General features: G+C 46.1%; 17 protein-coding genes. 4 read left to right on the top strand and 13 right to left on the bottom strand.

What is annotated here, in order from left to right; translation table 11 throughout:
- Positions 1–813, top strand: coding sequence for a hypothetical protein (locus DFP95_RS24175; protein WP_115995261.1), 813 nt, complete (start codon positions 1–3; stop codon positions 811–813).
- 953 nt (positions 814–1,766) lie between these two features.
- Here the strand turns inward: DFP95_RS24175 and DFP95_RS24170 are convergent.
- The 6 genes from DFP95_RS24170 to DFP95_RS24145 form a co-directional block, all read right to left on the bottom strand.
- Positions 1,767–2,756, bottom strand: a complete 990-nt coding sequence (locus tag DFP95_RS24170; protein ID WP_115995260.1) for an aldo/keto reductase — start codon at positions 2,754–2,756, stop codon at positions 1,767–1,769.
- Positions 2,757–2,767: 11 nt separating this feature from the next.
- Positions 2,768–3,289 (bottom strand): DinB family protein, encoded by a 522-nt coding sequence (locus DFP95_RS24165; protein ID WP_115995259.1) that lies wholly within the window; start codon positions 3,287–3,289, stop codon positions 2,768–2,770.
- A gap of 327 nt (positions 3,290–3,616) precedes the next feature.
- Positions 3,617–4,087: a DUF2231 domain-containing protein gene (locus DFP95_RS24160; RefSeq protein ID WP_115995258.1), complete on the bottom strand. Its 471-nt coding sequence runs from the start codon at positions 4,085–4,087 to the stop codon at positions 3,617–3,619.
- Between the two features lie 112 nt (positions 4,088–4,199).
- Positions 4,200–5,036 carry an RnfABCDGE type electron transport complex subunit D gene (locus DFP95_RS24155; protein ID WP_115995257.1) on the bottom strand — a complete coding sequence of 279 codons (837 nt, stop codon included), beginning with the start codon at positions 5,034–5,036 and terminating at the stop codon, positions 4,200–4,202.
- Positions 5,033–5,977, bottom strand: coding sequence for an FAD:protein FMN transferase (locus DFP95_RS24150; RefSeq protein WP_245987935.1), 945 nt, complete (start codon positions 5,975–5,977; stop codon positions 5,033–5,035). Before DFP95_RS24150 ends, DFP95_RS24155 begins: the two co-directional genes overlap by 4 nt.
- The gene (locus DFP95_RS24145) at positions 5,937–6,401 is read right to left on the bottom strand and encodes an FMN-binding protein (protein ID WP_115995256.1); all 465 of its coding nucleotides are present in this window, start codon (positions 6,399–6,401) and stop codon (positions 5,937–5,939) included. The genes DFP95_RS24150 and DFP95_RS24145 overlap by 41 nt, the downstream gene beginning before the upstream one ends.
- A 333-nt stretch (positions 6,402–6,734) precedes the next feature.
- On the opposite strand from DFP95_RS24145, the gene DFP95_RS24140 reads away from it, so the two are divergent.
- The gene (locus DFP95_RS24140) at positions 6,735–7,412 is read left to right on the top strand and encodes a response regulator transcription factor (RefSeq protein ID WP_115995255.1); all 678 of its coding nucleotides are present in this window, start codon (positions 6,735–6,737) and stop codon (positions 7,410–7,412) included.
- A complete protein-coding gene (locus DFP95_RS24135; RefSeq protein WP_181907588.1) occupies positions 7,405–8,667 on the top strand; it encodes a sensor histidine kinase in 1,263 nt (420 codons plus the stop codon). Before DFP95_RS24140 ends, DFP95_RS24135 begins: the two co-directional genes overlap by 8 nt.
- Here DFP95_RS24135 and DFP95_RS24130 read toward each other — a convergent pair.
- From DFP95_RS24130 to DFP95_RS24110, 5 genes are all read right to left on the bottom strand, one after another.
- Positions 8,657–9,367, bottom strand: a complete 711-nt coding sequence (locus DFP95_RS24130) for a VIT1/CCC1 transporter family protein (RefSeq protein WP_245987933.1) — start codon at positions 9,365–9,367, stop codon at positions 8,657–8,659. The genes DFP95_RS24135 and DFP95_RS24130 overlap by 11 nt on opposite strands.
- An 87-nt stretch (positions 9,368–9,454) precedes the next feature.
- On the bottom strand, positions 9,455–11,341 hold the full coding sequence (locus DFP95_RS24125) for an FtsX-like permease family protein (RefSeq protein ID WP_115995253.1): 1,887 nt from the start codon (positions 11,339–11,341) through the stop codon (positions 9,455–9,457).
- Entirely contained in the window at positions 11,316–12,086 is a 771-nt protein-coding gene (locus tag DFP95_RS24120) for an ABC transporter ATP-binding protein (RefSeq protein ID WP_115995252.1), read from the bottom strand. The genes DFP95_RS24125 and DFP95_RS24120 overlap by 26 nt, the downstream gene beginning before the upstream one ends.
- 98 nt (positions 12,087–12,184) lie before the next feature.
- Positions 12,185–13,177: a sensor histidine kinase gene (locus DFP95_RS24115; protein ID WP_115995251.1), complete on the bottom strand. Its 993-nt coding sequence runs from the start codon at positions 13,175–13,177 to the stop codon at positions 12,185–12,187.
- Positions 13,178–13,180: 3 nt separating this feature from the next.
- A complete protein-coding gene (locus DFP95_RS24110) occupies positions 13,181–13,882 on the bottom strand; it encodes a response regulator transcription factor (RefSeq protein WP_181907587.1) in 702 nt (233 codons plus the stop codon).
- Positions 13,883–14,047: 165 nt separating this feature from the next.
- Here DFP95_RS24110 and DFP95_RS24105 point away from each other — a divergent pair, with 165 nt between their 5' ends.
- On the top strand, positions 14,048–14,596 hold the full coding sequence (locus tag DFP95_RS24105; RefSeq protein WP_115995250.1) for a hypothetical protein: 549 nt from the start codon (positions 14,048–14,050) through the stop codon (positions 14,594–14,596).
- A gap of 15 nt (positions 14,597–14,611) precedes the next feature.
- Here DFP95_RS24105 and DFP95_RS24100 read toward each other — a convergent pair whose 3' ends face one another.
- Entirely contained in the window at positions 14,612–14,914 is a 303-nt protein-coding gene (locus DFP95_RS24100; protein WP_115995249.1) for an MTH1187 family thiamine-binding protein, read from the bottom strand.
- Between the two features lie 36 nt (positions 14,915–14,950).
- Positions 14,951–16,054, bottom strand: a complete 1,104-nt coding sequence (locus DFP95_RS24095; protein WP_115995248.1) for a nitric oxide synthase oxygenase — start codon at positions 16,052–16,054, stop codon at positions 14,951–14,953.
- Positions 16,055–16,098: the final 44 nt, after the last annotated feature.

The raw sequence follows: 16,098 nt of genomic DNA, 5'->3' as shown, positions 1-16,098 counted from the left end.
ATGAGAAGGAGAGCCAAATTTGTGATTCAAGGTGATGGAAGTATACTCTCAAGTATTGCCAAAGAGTTAAAGGGAAAACTAGATCAAGTAGATGAATCTTTATTAAAAATTGGAAGATTAGATGTTGATTCTTATGAGGATAGAGAAGGATACCCGGAATTATTGGAACTGATCTCAAAACATAATCTTCAGCATACTTTTTTTGAAGGTAGAGAGTATACTAAAAAGGAAATGGAGACAGCTGAATACTATCAGGTATTTGTGCCCTATCCATGGTTACATGATCCTGAGAAAAAAGCAAAGTATTATGGAACGACCTATGAAAGCCAGAGTATCTGTGAGTGCGGGGAAACGCAGACATCTGAACTCAAACTAGATAGTAAAAAAATAGGGAAATGGCAATTTGCGACGATTGATCCGGAATTCATTGTTACAGATTCCGCAAAAGATATCATGCTAAACAATGATCTATCCGGAGTGACATTCCAACAAGCAAGGGATTTTAAGTATAGGGAGTCCCCCCCAATTTCGCAGTTAATTGTTTTGCATATACTTCCGCCAACCAATAATAATGTTAAAGTTGTTCCGTACACCTGGGAAAACAAATGCCCTAATTGTATCCAATTGGGATTTTTAAGGTCTGAATTGATATATGAAAGGGAAAAGTTAAAGGATGCGAAGGACTTCAACTTAACATATGAGTACTTTGACGCATATGTAAATAGGATACTAATTGTAAGTGCAAAAACTCGTAGCGTATTAACTAAACACAAGATCAGAGTTCACGGTTATGAACCAATAAGCATTATTTAAGATTAAACCACATGCGAGTGTAACTGAAGTGCACCCCTTAGAATAGACATTGGAAAAACCCTATGGGAATCCGATGATACTCCAGGGGGTGCATTTTATTATGCCGGCATGAGACGTAGTTTGCCGAGGAGAAAAGAAACACCACATGGAGTCGTTTGGTCAAGACCCCAATTAGTAGACATAGTAAAAACACCTAGGCTACACGAAGGAGAATCGATTCAAATAGAGTTGGCCCATGTGATTGTCAGTTATTGAAGAAGCTTAGATCGATGTGCAGTAATGTCAGTACAAAACAAAAGCAGCAAACAAAACACCATTTTGACCGAGAGCAACGTTGACGATCTTGATATGAAAATGAAGCCGTATACGTGTCATCCGAAAGTGTATGTACAGTTAATGAGGGTTTTCCGAATACGTTTGGGGACTACCAAAGAGAGAATGTCCCAACATAATGACATATGTATAAAATACGGGTTTTGTGAAGTAGTGTCGAAATTGGTATATATCATTGTTGTTTCAACTGACGCGAATCTAACTGTTCCATTAAATTGGGAACATTATTATTATTTTCCTCATGATACCTAGTTGTTGCAAAATGAATGTCTTAGTTTCTTTTATTCCATTGACATAATCGAAGTTATTGTTCACCTTTGATGCACTTCCAGCAGAATTACCAGTATTTTTAAGAATAAAAGTTAAGTGAGAGCGATTTTATCGTCTTTTCTTGATTATCTTTGTGAGTTACAATTCCTCCCGATATGTCGTCGCTAATCTGAACAGATGAACTTAGTATCATGTTCCTCATAAGAATCCCTCCTCTAGCAAGGTACTACTAACCACTATCGTATCTGTTGAATAATCGAGATAACAATACCTCAATAATAGGTCCTATCGCCATAAAGCCAAAAAATAAAGTAATAATCTTCATGGAGGTGCTGAGTATGTAATGTTCGTTATAAGAACCATTTCTCCCGTGGGACAACGTAGTATTCGCCAGCAACAAGTTCTGAAGGTACAACTTCTGCGATTCGTGAAAGGTCGTTTGAATTTAAGTTAAGATCAAGCGCACCTAATGAATCCTGAAGTTGTGATCGCTTTCTTGCTCCAACCAATGGGAAAACATCATCACCTTGAGATAGAACCCATGCGATGGCAAGCTGCGCAACGGTTACTTGCTTCTCTTTAGCAATCTCACGCAAAGCCTCGACAAGGACTAAATTCCTTTCAAGATTTTCGCTAGTAAACCGTGGCGCGGTACCACGCTTATCGTTTGATGCTAACACTCGATATTTGGACCAAGTACCGCTCAACAATCCCCTTGAAAGTACACCATATGCTGAAAGCGATATGCCCAACTCCCGAAGAGTCGGTAAAATATCCGATTCGATGCCCCGATTAAATAGTGAGTATTCAATCTGCAACCAACTAATTGGATGAACAGCGTGCGCGCGACGAATAGTATCCTCTCCTACCTCGGAAAGCCCAATGTGACGCACATAACCCGCTTTTACCATATCGGCAATAACTCCAACGGTTTCTTCAATTGGTACATTCGGATCGACGCGGGCCGGTTGATAAAGATCGATGAATTCGACACCAAGCCGCTGAAGAGAATCCTCAAGGAAATTCTTTACTGTCTCAGGACGGTAATTTCCACTTCTTTGAGTCATGTTCGGTGAGTGTAGCTTTCCATCGAACTTCACTGAAATGAAAGTATTATCCCGACTGATTCCTTGTATAGCTTCACGGATTAGTAATTCGTTGTGTCCGTCACCATAGAAGTCCCCTGTATCAATGAGTGTAATGCCCTTCTCAAGTGCTGCGTGGATGGTTGCAATGCTCTCGCTTCGATCCGTATTACCATATATTGAAGACATCCCCATGCAACCGAGACCAATCTTAGAGACCAACGCATCGCTATGACCAAGTACTTGCTTTTTCATTGATATTCCTCCTAGCGTGGTGGCAGCCTCAAGTAACGATTTCGGATGACCCCCATGTGATGAAGCTCGTGTCCTGCGATGCCGTAAGCGAGGGCGCGCACCGTAATGCTTAAGTTGTTGGCTGTGCCCTTGCGGGACCACGCCTCCGTCGGTAACCCGCGCAGCAGTGTGATCGTCGATTGCCGTACGGCCCGGTAGTCTTCGGCCAATTGCGCGGTTGTCCAGCTTCCGAAAGGAGGAATAAACAATTCCTGGTCGTAACCGGGCAGAGGCGTCTGATCTTCTCTTGCAAATCGGAGCAGGCGGTAGGTCATGACGCGTTCACTGTCTGCGATGTGGCCCACGACTTCTTTCAGCGTCCACTTTCCTTCCGCATACCGATAGGCGCTCTGGCTTTCGCTCAACGATGCCAGCAGCTCGGTCATTTGCTTTTCCTGGGCGAGCAGATTATCGATGATGTTGCCTTCCGGCACCAACCGGATATACTCGCCGGCGTCCCCGGCGTATTCTTCTTCTGACGGTCTTTGGTTCATGCGTAATCACCTTTCTATGAAGATATAGAAAACTAAAATGCTCTTTCCAATGCTCTACCGCGATTTTTTTACGAAATTCGTAACTTCGGCATGTCTAATGAATTCGCGAAAGAATAGAACTTTCCTTCCAACAATTGAGAGTAAGCAACCACTTAGTTGGTTGACCGCCACGCTAAACTGTCCGCTAGCTCAATGGTGGAAGCAGGAAATTGGGCTCTCCACAACTACGGATCCAACGGTTTTGTTTACATAATAAAAGTTATGGAGTCAGTCTAGTTCATTATATCATTATCTACTACTCATTTTTCTACACGTCCTCGAACAGGATCAGTCAAGTCTGCCCCTTGGCGGATTCACCCTAGTTCCGTTGACCTTAACTCCTACGCCATCATCGTAAACCATTTTGCCTCCATAATAGCCCGTGCCTAGAACCAGCCCACAAGATGCAATGGCAATGATAAGATATGCGACGAGCCAGATTTTCACAATAGAAATCTTGCCCCGAATGAGCATTAACAACCTCGCCGCAGCAAGAATACTGACGACCCACGCCGTAACATCTGCTAACATGCTGTGAATTTCCAAGAATGATGTATTGCCCCGAACGTCGTCTTCTGGCCCAGTGGCAACGGCTAGCCAAGCAGACGCAGCGGCGACCAGCCATAACCATAGCCCTTGCTTCAAGGGGAGCGAGCGCCGCCAAATCGCTACGGCAAGATCATAGATGACGGCTGCGGTAATGATTGCGATTGGAAAGTGGACAAGTATTGGATGTGCGTGATCCAAGATTTCACTCAATTTCGTAACCTCCTTGTTCTTTCGATTAGGCCACAAGCATAACGGGTAATTATTGAAAATTTATTAAAGAGTATGTGATGACTGCATTTCTCTTATTCCCCCAAGTTAAAAGCTATAAGGTCATACCACGGCGATCGGGATACATAGAACTCTTCTTTTGATCTCTTCTTACGCCTGCCCTCCTCCATGTTCTGTATGCTTGGAACAGATTGCCGAATATAAGTCCGAGGAACAAATAGACGAGTCCACCGAAAAACACGTAATCGAGTACGCCGATTACAGCAGTTAGCATGCCGAAAACTGTCTGATCGGAATACTTTGTAGGCGATGTCGGCAAATCCGTCAGCATGAAAAAACCGAAAAACAATGTAGCATTAATAAATGGGGGTCGAAATGCATCATAAACGGCTTCGATGTGAAAGATGCTGGCAATCAGCAAACATAAGAAAGAAATCCCTAGAAATGAGAGCACTTGCGGAAATTTGTTTATCCTCCCGGTGATGTATAATCCAGCTATTAAAAGGAGCGGAATAGACGATGCCGGCAAATCTCCGAACGCCCCCCACCAGCTTTGTTCGGAATGAAATATCATAACGGATAATCCGAGTCCCAGCACCGCCGGATTAAAGATTGGTCTCTTCTGAACAACGAGAACGTGCTTGGATACGATTGCTAACAAGGACGTGGCGACTACGATCGGCCATGGCGTCGTGACGCTCAGCACAAGTGAAATCAGAAGCCCCGTAATTAAAGCGCCGTCAGGTTTGAGGTGTTTTTTCTTTTTCATAAAGCTTATAAGGACGTCCAACGCTACAGTCGATCCTACAGCGACGATCGTTTGAATCATTCCGTCCCAATCGGATCCCCACAAGCAGGAAACTAGCAAATTAGTGATCAACAACATGGAGACAAAGCCCTTCGGCGTTTGAGCCCAACGATTCAACGTCATAACAAACCGTCTCCTATTCGTCGAATTTGTTGATCTGAAGTAAACATAACACCATACAAATTAGCCTTGTTAATTAATTCTTCCGCATCCTGCGGTTCGAGCAAAAAAGCGGCAGTCGAAAACGCGTCGGCCATCATCGCATATGGCGCAACGATGCTGCAGCTACTCCACTGCGTCGCTTGTCTTTTCGTTCGCGCATTGATTAGGTGATGCACTCCAGGCGAGTTTGGACTGATTCGTTCGTAGCTGCCAGAGGTGCATAACGCTTGATTGGATAATCGGACGAATCCGAGCATGTGACCCTCACGATCCGGATGCTCAATGCCGATTTTCCAGGGTGAGCCGCTCTCATCCAATCCGCCTGCATACAGATCGCCTCCGGCATTCACAATGAACCCTTCGAACAAGCGGAGCTCGTTTGAAGCCATATCAATGGCAAAGCCCTTGGCGACAGCGCCCAAATCGATGACAGCGGGTTTCAATAATTGCATCGTCCTTGCAGCTTCATCCAGAATGATGTCTCGAAACGTAGCTTTCGCTTCGATCGGCGTATTTATAGTTAATCCCGTTAAATAGTGACGATTAAATCCAATATTCTCCTGTGTTTTGCCAATGGTCGGATCGAAAGCTCCGTTCGTTAAGCGCGACATCTCCAATGCGAAGCGAAGCGTTTCGAATAAAACAGGACTAATTTGAACAGCTACGCCAACCTTCCTGCTTGCTTTGCTTAATTCGCTGTCCGCGCTGAACCGGCTGCATACCCTTTCCACCGCCGCGAATATTTGAAAAGCCCGATCGACGCTTATCTCCATTTGCCGTAGCTGTTCGGGGTTCGCGTCGACAACTTGTATTTCGATGAACGTCCCCATTCCGAGCTTCGTTTTTTTGATTTCCATGTCATCACCCATTTCTAGCTTGATCGAGTGCATCTTGAACGGCATCTTCAAATGCTCGCGTACTATAAGTGGCGCCAGATACGTTCTGAACCTTTGCGCTTTGCGATTGGAGCACTTCATTTGGCAATCCAGAAATGTCTCTTTCCGAGTAGTGCATGGCGAAATTACCAATCTCTACCTCTGAGATTGCATCGTTTTTTATGATTACCGTAACCTGAATCGAGCCTCTTCTGTTACTTCCCGTGCCATGGAAGGTTCCGTTCTTGTATTTGTTTGTCGGTTGGGCATTATACGTAGGTGTAGAGTCGGTTGGCGTAGCGACATCATAAGGAATCGATAACGCCGACTGCTGCGGAATATCCGGCAAGGTATTGTTGAAATCCTCGTTCGTGATGAACAATCCTGCCGAGTAGACGGCCGCGATCGCCGAGGAACATAAAGCAATCCACTTCGTTTTCATTTTCGCCATGTTTCCCCTCCGTTCACAGCCTCTTAGTTTGAACGGCTGTAAGAATACCATAACGGATAAAGATTGAAACTTTATTAAAAAATCGAATAAACAAAATTTAACGTCAAAAAGGCATACCCGGGCAGGGATGCCTTTTTGACGTTAACTTACTTGATCCTAATAGGAACGCGACGATTCCTAAAATTGCATCGTGTTATGTTTTCGTTGAGCTCCTCATTAATGGCATTAAATTGACTTGTAAACTATGAAGTGATAGCTTATAGATGTTAATCGGCCCTGTTATCTTAAAGTTATGTAATCTTTCTTGAAACATAAAAAGGTGGAATTCGATAAATGAGATTGCTCGTAGTTGAAGATGATCCGTCTCTGCTCAAGATCATTCGAGAAGTATTCAATAACGAAGGCTTCCTCACCGACGGAGCGCTCACGGGCGACGAAGGCTATCGTTGGGCCGCTCAAGCTATTCATGACTTGATCGTACTCGACGTCATGTTACCGGGCATGAGCGGTATTGAAGTCGTTGAGAAATTAAGATCGAAGTCGTTAAAGACTCCGGTTATTTTATTAACCGCGAAAGACGCCGTCGACGATCGAGTGGCCGGTCTTGATGCAGGGGCAGACGATTATATTACGAAACCCTTTGCCGTATCCGAATTATTAGCAAGATCTAGAGCCGTACTTCGTCGAAGAGGGACAATCGAGAACGATGGAGAGCTCGTATGCGGTCCAATTCATCTCATCCCCACGAGAAGAGAGGCTTATATGAATGATACATCCTTGAACTTAACGACGACCGAATACGAGCTTTTGGAGTATTTTGTTTGCAATAAAGATCAGATATTAACACGGGAACAAATCTTTGTCCGGGTGTGGGGGTTCGATTCCAATTCTTCGACGACGGCTGTTGATGTCTACGTGCATCATTTGCGTAAAAAGCTTGGCGACGAAGGGAATCTTCTCCGAACCGTAAGAGGGATCGGCTATTTACTCAATGGAGATTCCGATGTTTAATAGCGTCCATAAACGGCTTGTTCTTCTCAACGTGCTTGTTATCGTTATTGTTCTGGCGTTCCTTAGTTCATTGCTTTATGCCCATATGCGATATCGGTTATTCCATGACACGGATGAAATGTTGAAGCAAGCAGAGCTTAGGCTGCAGCAATTTGATAACCTCTCCAGTATACTGCAAACGAATCACCCGGACTCTCAGCAAGACGAACGAACGACCTACCTATTTTGGAAATCCAATGGCGAACTGATCGGCCAATTGCCGATGCGGTCTTTTAAGGAGCAATTAGCTGCTCGATTTCAGAAAGCCGTCGACTCTCCGCAGCTCCGGACAGTAACCGACGACAATCGGAGCTATCGCGTACTTAACTTTACATACCGTTATTCAAATGAAAAGACGATTCTAAGAGTAGGTATTGTAAGAAGCCTTGAGGATGCGGAAAACACGCTTCATGCCTTGCAATGGGACGTCGCATTAGCCTTGCTCTCCGGCATCGGCATTTCCATCATTGCCGGGTTTTTCCTTGCCGGAAGAGCGCTAGTACCTATCAGAAGCGCCTGGGATAAGCAGCAACGTTTCGTCGCGGATGCCTCTCACGAGCTTAGGACGCCAATCACCATCATTCACGTTCAGACTGAAGTTCTTCTCCGCCATCCCTCCCATTCCATTGAAGAGGAGAGCCCGAGTATCGCTGTTATACTGAAAGAATGCAAGCGAATGAACAAACTGGTAGACGACCTTTTAACGTTGGCGCGCTCGGACTCCAACCTTTTGCAAATCCAATCTTCTACTATTGCTTTAGACGTCTTATTAAAGGAAATCAATTCGCAATTTCAGTTACTAGCAAACGTCAAAGATATCGAAATTCGAGCAGACATTCAAGATCGCCTTTCATTATGGGGAGATGAAGGTCGCATACGACAACTGCTTATCATTTTGTTGGATAATGCGTTAAAATACACCCCCGCTCACGGAAAAATCGAGTTAATCGCACGCTACCAATCCCATTTCGTGAATATAAGTGTCAAGGATACCGGCTTCGGCATCGAAAAGGAGGATCTCCCTTATATTTTCGATCGGTTTTATCGCGGCAACAAAGCAAGGACTCATGAAGATGAGGGTACGGGACTTGGATTATCTATTGCCAAATGGATCGTAAAAGTGCATGACGGTGTTATTCGAGTGGAGTCTAAATTAAATGTAGGAACGCACTTCGAGATGCTCTTCCCACGAAAAAAACAATACGTTAAGAAATGATTTTGGCCACCATAAAAGCTATCCCTGCAGCTACTCCGCCGACAAGCGTAGTTTGACCGGCACTTCTAAAAGGTCTGTAACCGGTATATCGTCCCTTAATATAACCAAATATAAACAACGCAATAATGGTTGCGATCACAGATGTGATCAATGCGGTTTGAGCCCTAGAAATAAATATATACGGAAGCAAAGGAATAAATCCGCCTATGATATAGGATAATCCGATAGTCAACGAACTGTTCCTTGCTCGTTGGGGTTGGGGTTGGGGTTTTTCTAATCCAAGCTCATGTTTTAACATGAAATCAACCCAATTATCGGGATTATCGCTAATGGACTCAACCGCCGATGTAATATTCGGTTCTTTCAGTCCCCATTGTTTGAGAATTTCAGCAACCTCTTCTTTTTCCCGATCCGGGACTTCGGAGATTTCTCGCTGTTCTCTTTTCCGTTCGTTCTCATAATGCTCTCGATCCGTGCGAGCAGCTAGATAACCGCCTAACCCCATTGCAATGGAACCCGCGGCAATTTCGGCAACGCCAGCGATGACTACCAAATTCGTTCCGGAAACGGAACCCGACAAGCCTGCCGCGAGAGCAAATGGGACCGTAAGACCATCCGACATACCGATTACGACATCACGAATAAACTCTGAAGCCTTGAAATGCTTTTCAAGATGCGGTTCCTTTTCCGGAATATTCATCGTCACATTCTCCTCGACATGATTTTAATAATCTATTCATTGTCTGAAAAGAGAATTTATATTCCTTACCATCATTCAAACTTGTGGTTATCGATTAGGTATAAAATCCAATACTTGCCTAATGTACCGAGTTCTGATCAGCAGAAAATAGACCACTTGAATCAGGACGAACGTGCCTAATACGAGGAAAGATTCTCTCATGAGCGAATAGCCGAACAACCGCTGCAGCGAATTCAAAGCGATGGCTCCGTGAACAATGGCTACGGCGATCGGCGCGAAGAACAGAATGAGCAGCTGTCTAGTCAGAATCTTGGACAACTCTCCATCGGTCAGTCCTAATTTCATGATCGAAGCAAATTTAGCCTTATCGTCCGGAAGATCCGCGTAAAGCCTGAAATACAAGAAGCTCCCGGCCGCAACGAAGAATACCGCCCCGATAAACAGTCCGATGAATAAAACGACGCCGAAACCTTGAGTCAACTGATGAGCATCATAAGCAAGCGATTGGAATCGGAAGTTATCGCCATGGAAAATCTCCGTGAGATTTCGGCCGATTTTCAACGTCTTCTTGTAGTCGCCCTTCACATCGAAGGCATAAAATACATTCGTCTCCCTCCTATCCAACATATCGAATAGGGAATCCGCGATTACGTAGTAACTATCGTCAATTAGCAAGCTGGTAGGCGAGATGCTTGTACTGGGCTTAAGTTCGTATCCTGCGGATAGACGGACCGACCGCGCCTTCTGTTCCGTCTTTTCCCCCATGACTTTATTCGCATAATAGACCATGGCGGCTTGATCTCCGCTTAGCTGCACGGTCTGCTCATTAGCCGCTTGAGCGATGGCATTGTATTCCGAAGCTTTAACTACGGTAACTTTGCTTCCCGAATCCGTCGTCTGCTCGGACAATGTGGCTTGAAGTCGAGCATAATCGAACTTCCCTGCCCGTAACGCGCTCTCAATAGCTTCAAGATGAGTCGGCGCCACCGATTCATTGCCCTCATAAGACACATATTCGAATGCAAAAGGATTCTCGTTCAATAAAACTTCCGTCGACATCGTTTTGAATCCGACTAATGAGCCGATTGCCGAGAACGAAACCGCGGACAACGCGGCAACCATGAAGAACGTTCTCGCGTTATCCTTCATTCTGTAGGACAAATCCGACAAGAATAGCATATTCGTTCCGCGCCAGAAGAAGGATCGTTTAGAGCGACTTTTATGAATCAGATAGACGCTGAGCTGTGTAAACAAGAAATAAGTACCGATGATAACGACTAACGTAACCGGAATCATCGCATATACCACGAAGATCCCTTTGACGATCATAGCAACCGCATAACCGCCTGCCAGCAGAATTAACGCTAACCAAGACAACAGCACGGACGATTTGGGCTCCGTTCTCGGTTTGCTGCTTCCTTTGATCAGGTCGATCAGGTTATTCGCTCTCAGTATAATTACGGTGAATAGGGAAATCAGAACGAAGAGTACGATAAATGCGGCTAAAGCCAACATGATCGCCTTTATCGGCATATAGAACGGCAATGATTCGTCTAATTGCAGAAAATTCTCCGAGGCTAGCAACAACAGCTTCGACAGGACCAACCCCAATACGATACCGGAAATCGTCGCGAAAAAGCCGATCAATACGTTCTCCAGGAATACCATCTTTCGAAGCTGGGTATGCGTCATGCCGAGCATGATCATCAACCCGAATTCCTTTTTTCGCGTCTTTAAGAAGGCGCTCATGGAATAGAGGACGAAGAAGAACGAGAAAACGTAGATCAGCCCTTCCGCGAAATGCATGCCGGTGGAAATGTTGTTGTTAATCTTCCCGTTCGCGAGATCGGGATGGAAAGCGAATACGGCGTATACGAAGAAAACCATGACGGAGAATGCGCTACTCAGAAAATACGCCGCATACGTGCGCTTATTACGCAACACGTTGTTAAACGCGAATTGTCGAAAGGTCATGCGCGTTCCCTCCCAGCAACGACAGAACGTCTATGATTTTCTGGAAGAACGCTTGGCGGCTTTCTCCGCAATTAATCTCATTAAATAATTGACCGTCCTTTATGAATACGACCCTATGGCAATAGCTAGCCGCTACCGCGTCATGCGTGACTAACATCATGGCAGTGCCTTCGGACCGGTTTATTTCGCTTAACGTTTCCATGACGTCCCGTGCGGATTTGGAATCCAGATTTCCGGTCGGTTCGTCCGCGAACAGAAATTTGGGGGAATGGATCATCGCTCTGGCAATCGCGGTACGTTGCGCTTGTCCGCCTGAGATTTCATAGATCCGCTTCTTGAGAATCGACTCGATCCCGAGCTTGTTGGCGATGATGGCCACCTTCTCCTCCATCACCTTCACTCGTTCACCTTCCAACGTAAGCGGCAGCACGATATTCTCTTCGACGGTTAACGTATTCAACAAGTTGAAATCCTGAAAAACAAAGCCTAGCTCTCTGCGGCGAAACCGCGCCAAATCCCTCTTCTTCAGCTTATGAGGATTGCTTCCGTTAATCAGAACCTCTCCGGTCGTTGGAGTATCGATCGCGGCAACGAGATGAAGCAGAGTCGTTTTGCCGCTTCCCGAGGGACCCATGATACCGACGAATTCACCCTCTTCTATCGACAAACTGATATCCGTCAAGGCCCGCGAAGGCACCTTTCCTCCGTAAATCTTGCTTAGTTGGCGTACGCTCAGCATTTCCATTTTTCAACTCTCCTCTTCCTATCTCATTCCCATTCGAATTCTAAGTTCAGTGTAAGGGATAAGAAGAATCGGGCCTATCGTTTAACCTTTCACCAACATTACGTCCTTGTAAGGTAAGAGGCAAAGAACAATTTCACCGAAGTTCCGGTGCCGACCTCGGATTCCAGCTCGAGGCGATGGCCAAGTCGGCTGCTGATTTCCCGGACGAAATATAGCCCCATTCCGGTAGACTCCCGGTATTGACGCCCATTCTCGCCCGTATAGAAAGGCTGGAACACCCGCTTGCGATCGGATAGCGGAATTCCGACTCCGCGGTCGCGAATTTCCAGAATCGCCTGATTGTCTAGCACCGCGGAAGAAAAGGTGATCTTCTGATGAGAACCCGCCGAATATTTGATCGCATTGGTCACCAGTTGGCCGATCATGAACGAGAGCCATTTCGCGTCGCTCTCTACGATGAGGTCGGAAGCCACCTGCAGATCGGGATACACTTGGCTTACGATAAATGAGCGTTTGTTCTCGTGTATGACATTCTCGACGATCGCACGGAGACGAACGGCCTCGACTTGGAAATCGCGTTCGAAGGTTTCCAATCTTGCCGCATGCAGCACCGTATCCAAGCCCTTCTCCAATCGATCCGTTTCCTCGAGCATGCTCGAGGAACGCTCGTCCTTTCCTTCCTCGATCATAAGTCGAATGACGGATAACGGCGTCTTCATCTGATGGACCCATTGGTTCATGAAGGTTAGATGGTCCGTTCGCGTTTTTTCCCTGATTTTCAACTGCTGCTGGAAATGGTCGTATTGCGAACGAAGAAGCTCGTCGAATGCCGCGGATAAGGGTGCCGTTCCGCCTCCATGGATGGAATCGTCCAATGAATCCATCGGAGCGGACAGCTTCTTGTAGAACGATTGATGAGTGGAATATCTATAAACCAAGTATGCGGACAAAACGACGATTCCCAAGAAAACGGAATAAAGGCCCGTATGTAAATTTCGATAACCATCCAACCAATAAACGAGCAAGACGATAAACAATTGAAAAATATGAAATAGGATTAACGGCAGGTGCTCGCGCATAAACAGCTTCATGAATTACTCCTTGCCAAGCCAGGATATTCGCAATCTGTATCCGGCTCCCCTTGCGGTCTCGACCGCATCGTCGATGCCGACCTCTTGGAGCTTCTTCCGTAATCGGGTGATATTCACGTTTAAGGTGTTCTCGTCTACGAATGCCTGATCATCCCATAGCTTGTCCAATAAGTCTTCTCGATTGACGACTCGCGGATGTTGCTGAATGAGGGTTTCCAGCAATACGGCTTCCTTCTTGGTAAGCAACGCGCGATTGCCATTGATCTCGAGCTCCAACCTCTCCGGATACACGATTAACCCATCTTTCTCCACGATCCGTTCTTCCGTATTTCGAGCGTATTCCCCGAAGGCTCTCCTCAATTGGCTACGAATTTTAGCCATGACGACTTCCAGGTGAAACGGTTTGGTTATGTAATCGTCCGCGCCATACTCTAGAGCCATGACTTGATCCATTTCTCCCGACCTAGCGGAGATGAACAAGATCTGACACTTGGAAATCGCCCGTATTTGCCTGCACCAATAGAACCCGTCGTACTTCGGTAAGTTCACGTCCATCAATACGAGATGGGGATCGTACGATTGGAAAAAATCCAGCACGCGATCGAAATCAACCACGACGCCGGACTCGTAACCGTTTTTCTCGATGTTCGATTTCAGAATGGCCGCAAGCTTCGGATCGTCCTCGCAAATCATAATCCGTTGCACAGTAATCCTCCTTTCGAATCGTATCCCGCCTCAAGTCGAGGCTAGAATTGGCCTTTCGTCATAGAAAGCGACTCTACCTAAGGGCGTTCTGCTAACAGTCGAATTCCTTTAACATGAAATTAACGATAATCAACCGAGCGTCCTTGAAAGGAGCTGCATTCCATTATGAACCGCGATTTCGTCTACATTGTTCTGACTGGCACGGGAACCGTTTTTAGCGAAACCATCAAATGGTTTACCAAAGAGCCTCTTAACCACGCCTCCATTTCCTTCGACTGCGAGCTAAAGGAAGTATACAGCTTTGGGAGGAAGAAAGTCAGCAACCCGTTCACAGGCGGCTTAATCCAAGAAAATTTCCTGGATCCGTTTTACAATCATGCGAACTGCGCGATATACCGGTATTATGTAGGAGATCAAAATTATGCCGCGATGCATGGACACGTATCCGAAATGATGACGAATAAGGATCGTTATAAATATGATCTAATTGGTCTATTCGGCATATTGCTGAAAAAGAGGTTTCCAAGAGAGAACGCGTATTTCTGCTCCCAATTCGTCGCTTCCGTTCTTGAGAAAACCGGTTATGACGCGATAGGAAAACCCTCTTATTTCGTGACGCCCGGCGACATCGGGTCATCCTTATCTTTAAACGAGATTTACAGGGGGACGGTCTCGGATTACATAAACAAATCTCGAAACGCTTTGATCGCGTAAAATAATAGTCTCGAATTATAACTTCTCTTCGACCGAACGGAGCTTCTGCTCCATTGTCCCGTGCTTGTCCCTGCGATCGTCGATCGTAATCGAGGTGGACACTCGCATGGCGCCGTGTTCGAACGGGACTTCGTGCATCTGCCGTACAACCGCCAGAAGCTCGTCCAATTCTCCTTCGATAATCGTGCTCATGGGGGTCATCTGGAATTTGATCCTGTCTTCCGCTTGAAGGAGTATTTGATGAACCTTGGCGACATACTCGCCAAGGCTTGTCGATCCGGTACCCAATGGTACTATCGTCACTTGAATAATGGCCATCTTCTTATGTGACCTCCAATTGAGAATTAAATTTATTTAGTAAGGACGAGGTTGAGCCGTATAGTCGGGCTTGACGGCTCTTTCCGTCATGTTGCTTTGATGCCAGATAGGAGTAGCTGCCGGCGACATCGGCGGGATTAACCACGACCATCGCGCGTTCACTTCGCGGCCGTTATCCTGTTCGCGCTTAGAGAACCGCATGAACTGTTCAGCCGCCGTGTGGTGGTCGACAATGCTGACGCCGTTCGATTTGAAAGCATGCAGAACCGCGGTGTTCAGTTCCAACAATGCCCGATCCTTCCATAAGGACGTATTCGTTGTACGATCTAACCCGAGAAGGTCGGCTATTGCCGGCAATTCGTCGTAACGATCGGTATCCGCCAGGTTCCGCGATCCGATTTCCGTCCCCATGTACCAGCCGTTGAACGGCGCGGCCGTGTATCGAATTCCTCCGATATCAAGAATCATATCCGAGATCATCGGGACGGCATACCATTTCAGATTCAAGGAAGCGAATTCTTCGATACTCGGGTGCACGATATTCACTTCTTTAATGTAAGACTCCGGTATGTCGAACCACTTGGGCGGATTGCCGTCAACCTGAATGACGAGAGGCAAGATATCATACTTCGTTCCTTGCCCCTGCCATCCAAGCTTCATGCATTGTTCGGTGAAATCGACCGAAGCCGGATCCCCGACGACAGCGTTAACCGACTTGTAACCTGCGTAACGGATGAGTTGATGATTCCAGATTCGGACGGATTTTCCGTTCGCTTGCGGGGGAGCGAATACGGTTATGGTCGGACGAATCCGTCCGCCGTTCGTTGCGAAGGCGATATGTCTGAATAAAGCCTCGGCGACGGATGCTTCCGAATCGGCCGCTCTTTCGTCTTTGACATCCAGCGACTCCCAGAATAACCTTCCGATACAACGACTGTTATTCCGCCAAGCCACTTTTGCTCCAAAGGTTAACTCCTCCACCGTATGCTCGTAAGTACCGAACTCACTCAGGAGAGCTTGAACCTCCGCTATTCTTCCGTCGCGTTCTTCTTTGGGACGCCCGGTCTCCCGATAGAATAATTCGATGAAATCCAGCGCTTCGCGGTCCACGATCGAATCTTGTTTAATGGCATTAATCATTATTAGCACTCCGTTGCATTCATGATGTTTACATAATAATTGTT

Origin of the sequence: Cohnella lupini (assembly GCF_003386205.1) — a bacterium.
Lineage (GTDB): Bacteria > Bacillota > Bacilli > Paenibacillales > Paenibacillaceae > Cohnella > Cohnella lupini.
The sequence above is the reverse complement of the archived record's forward strand: the minus strand, read 5'-3'. Positions and strand labels throughout refer to the sequence as shown.

Bases quoted from the DNA above. Each gene is read 5' to 3' on its own strand.
- DFP95_RS24175 (WP_115995261.1), top strand. From the start codon at position 1: ATGAGAAGGAGAGCCAAATTTGTGATTCAAGGTGATGGAAGTATACTC.
- DFP95_RS24170 (WP_115995260.1), bottom strand. From the start codon at position 2,756: ATGAAAAAGCAAGTACTTGGTCATAGCGATGCGTTGGTCTCTAAGATT.
- DFP95_RS24165 (WP_115995259.1), bottom strand. From the start codon at position 3,289: ATGAACCAAAGACCGTCAGAAGAAGAATACGCCGGGGACGCCGGCGAG.
- DFP95_RS24155 (WP_115995257.1), bottom strand. From the start codon at position 5,036: ATGACGTTGAATCGTTGGGCTCAAACGCCGAAGGGCTTTGTCTCCATG.
- DFP95_RS24150 (WP_245987935.1), bottom strand. From the start codon at position 5,977: ATGCCGTTCAAGATGCACTCGATCAAGCTAGAAATGGGTGATGACATG.
- DFP95_RS24145 (WP_115995256.1), bottom strand. From the start codon at position 6,401: ATGGCGAAAATGAAAACGAAGTGGATTGCTTTATGTTCCTCGGCGATC.
- DFP95_RS24140 (WP_115995255.1), top strand. From the start codon at position 6,735: ATGAGATTGCTCGTAGTTGAAGATGATCCGTCTCTGCTCAAGATCATT.
- DFP95_RS24135 (WP_181907588.1), top strand. From the start codon at position 7,405: ATGTTTAATAGCGTCCATAAACGGCTTGTTCTTCTCAACGTGCTTGTT.
- DFP95_RS24130 (WP_245987933.1), bottom strand. From the start codon at position 9,367: ATGAATATTCCGGAAAAGGAACCGCATCTTGAAAAGCATTTCAAGGCT.
- DFP95_RS24125 (WP_115995253.1), bottom strand. From the start codon at position 11,341: ATGACCTTTCGACAATTCGCGTTTAACAACGTGTTGCGTAATAAGCGC.
- DFP95_RS24120 (WP_115995252.1), bottom strand. From the start codon at position 12,086: ATGGAAATGCTGAGCGTACGCCAACTAAGCAAGATTTACGGAGGAAAG.
- DFP95_RS24115 (WP_115995251.1), bottom strand. From the start codon at position 13,177: ATGAAGCTGTTTATGCGCGAGCACCTGCCGTTAATCCTATTTCATATT.
- DFP95_RS24105 (WP_115995250.1), top strand. From the start codon at position 14,048: ATGAACCGCGATTTCGTCTACATTGTTCTGACTGGCACGGGAACCGTT.
- DFP95_RS24100 (WP_115995249.1), bottom strand. From the start codon at position 14,914: ATGGCCATTATTCAAGTGACGATAGTACCATTGGGTACCGGATCGACA.
- DFP95_RS24095 (WP_115995248.1), bottom strand. From the start codon at position 16,054: ATGATTAATGCCATTAAACAAGATTCGATCGTGGACCGCGAAGCGCTG.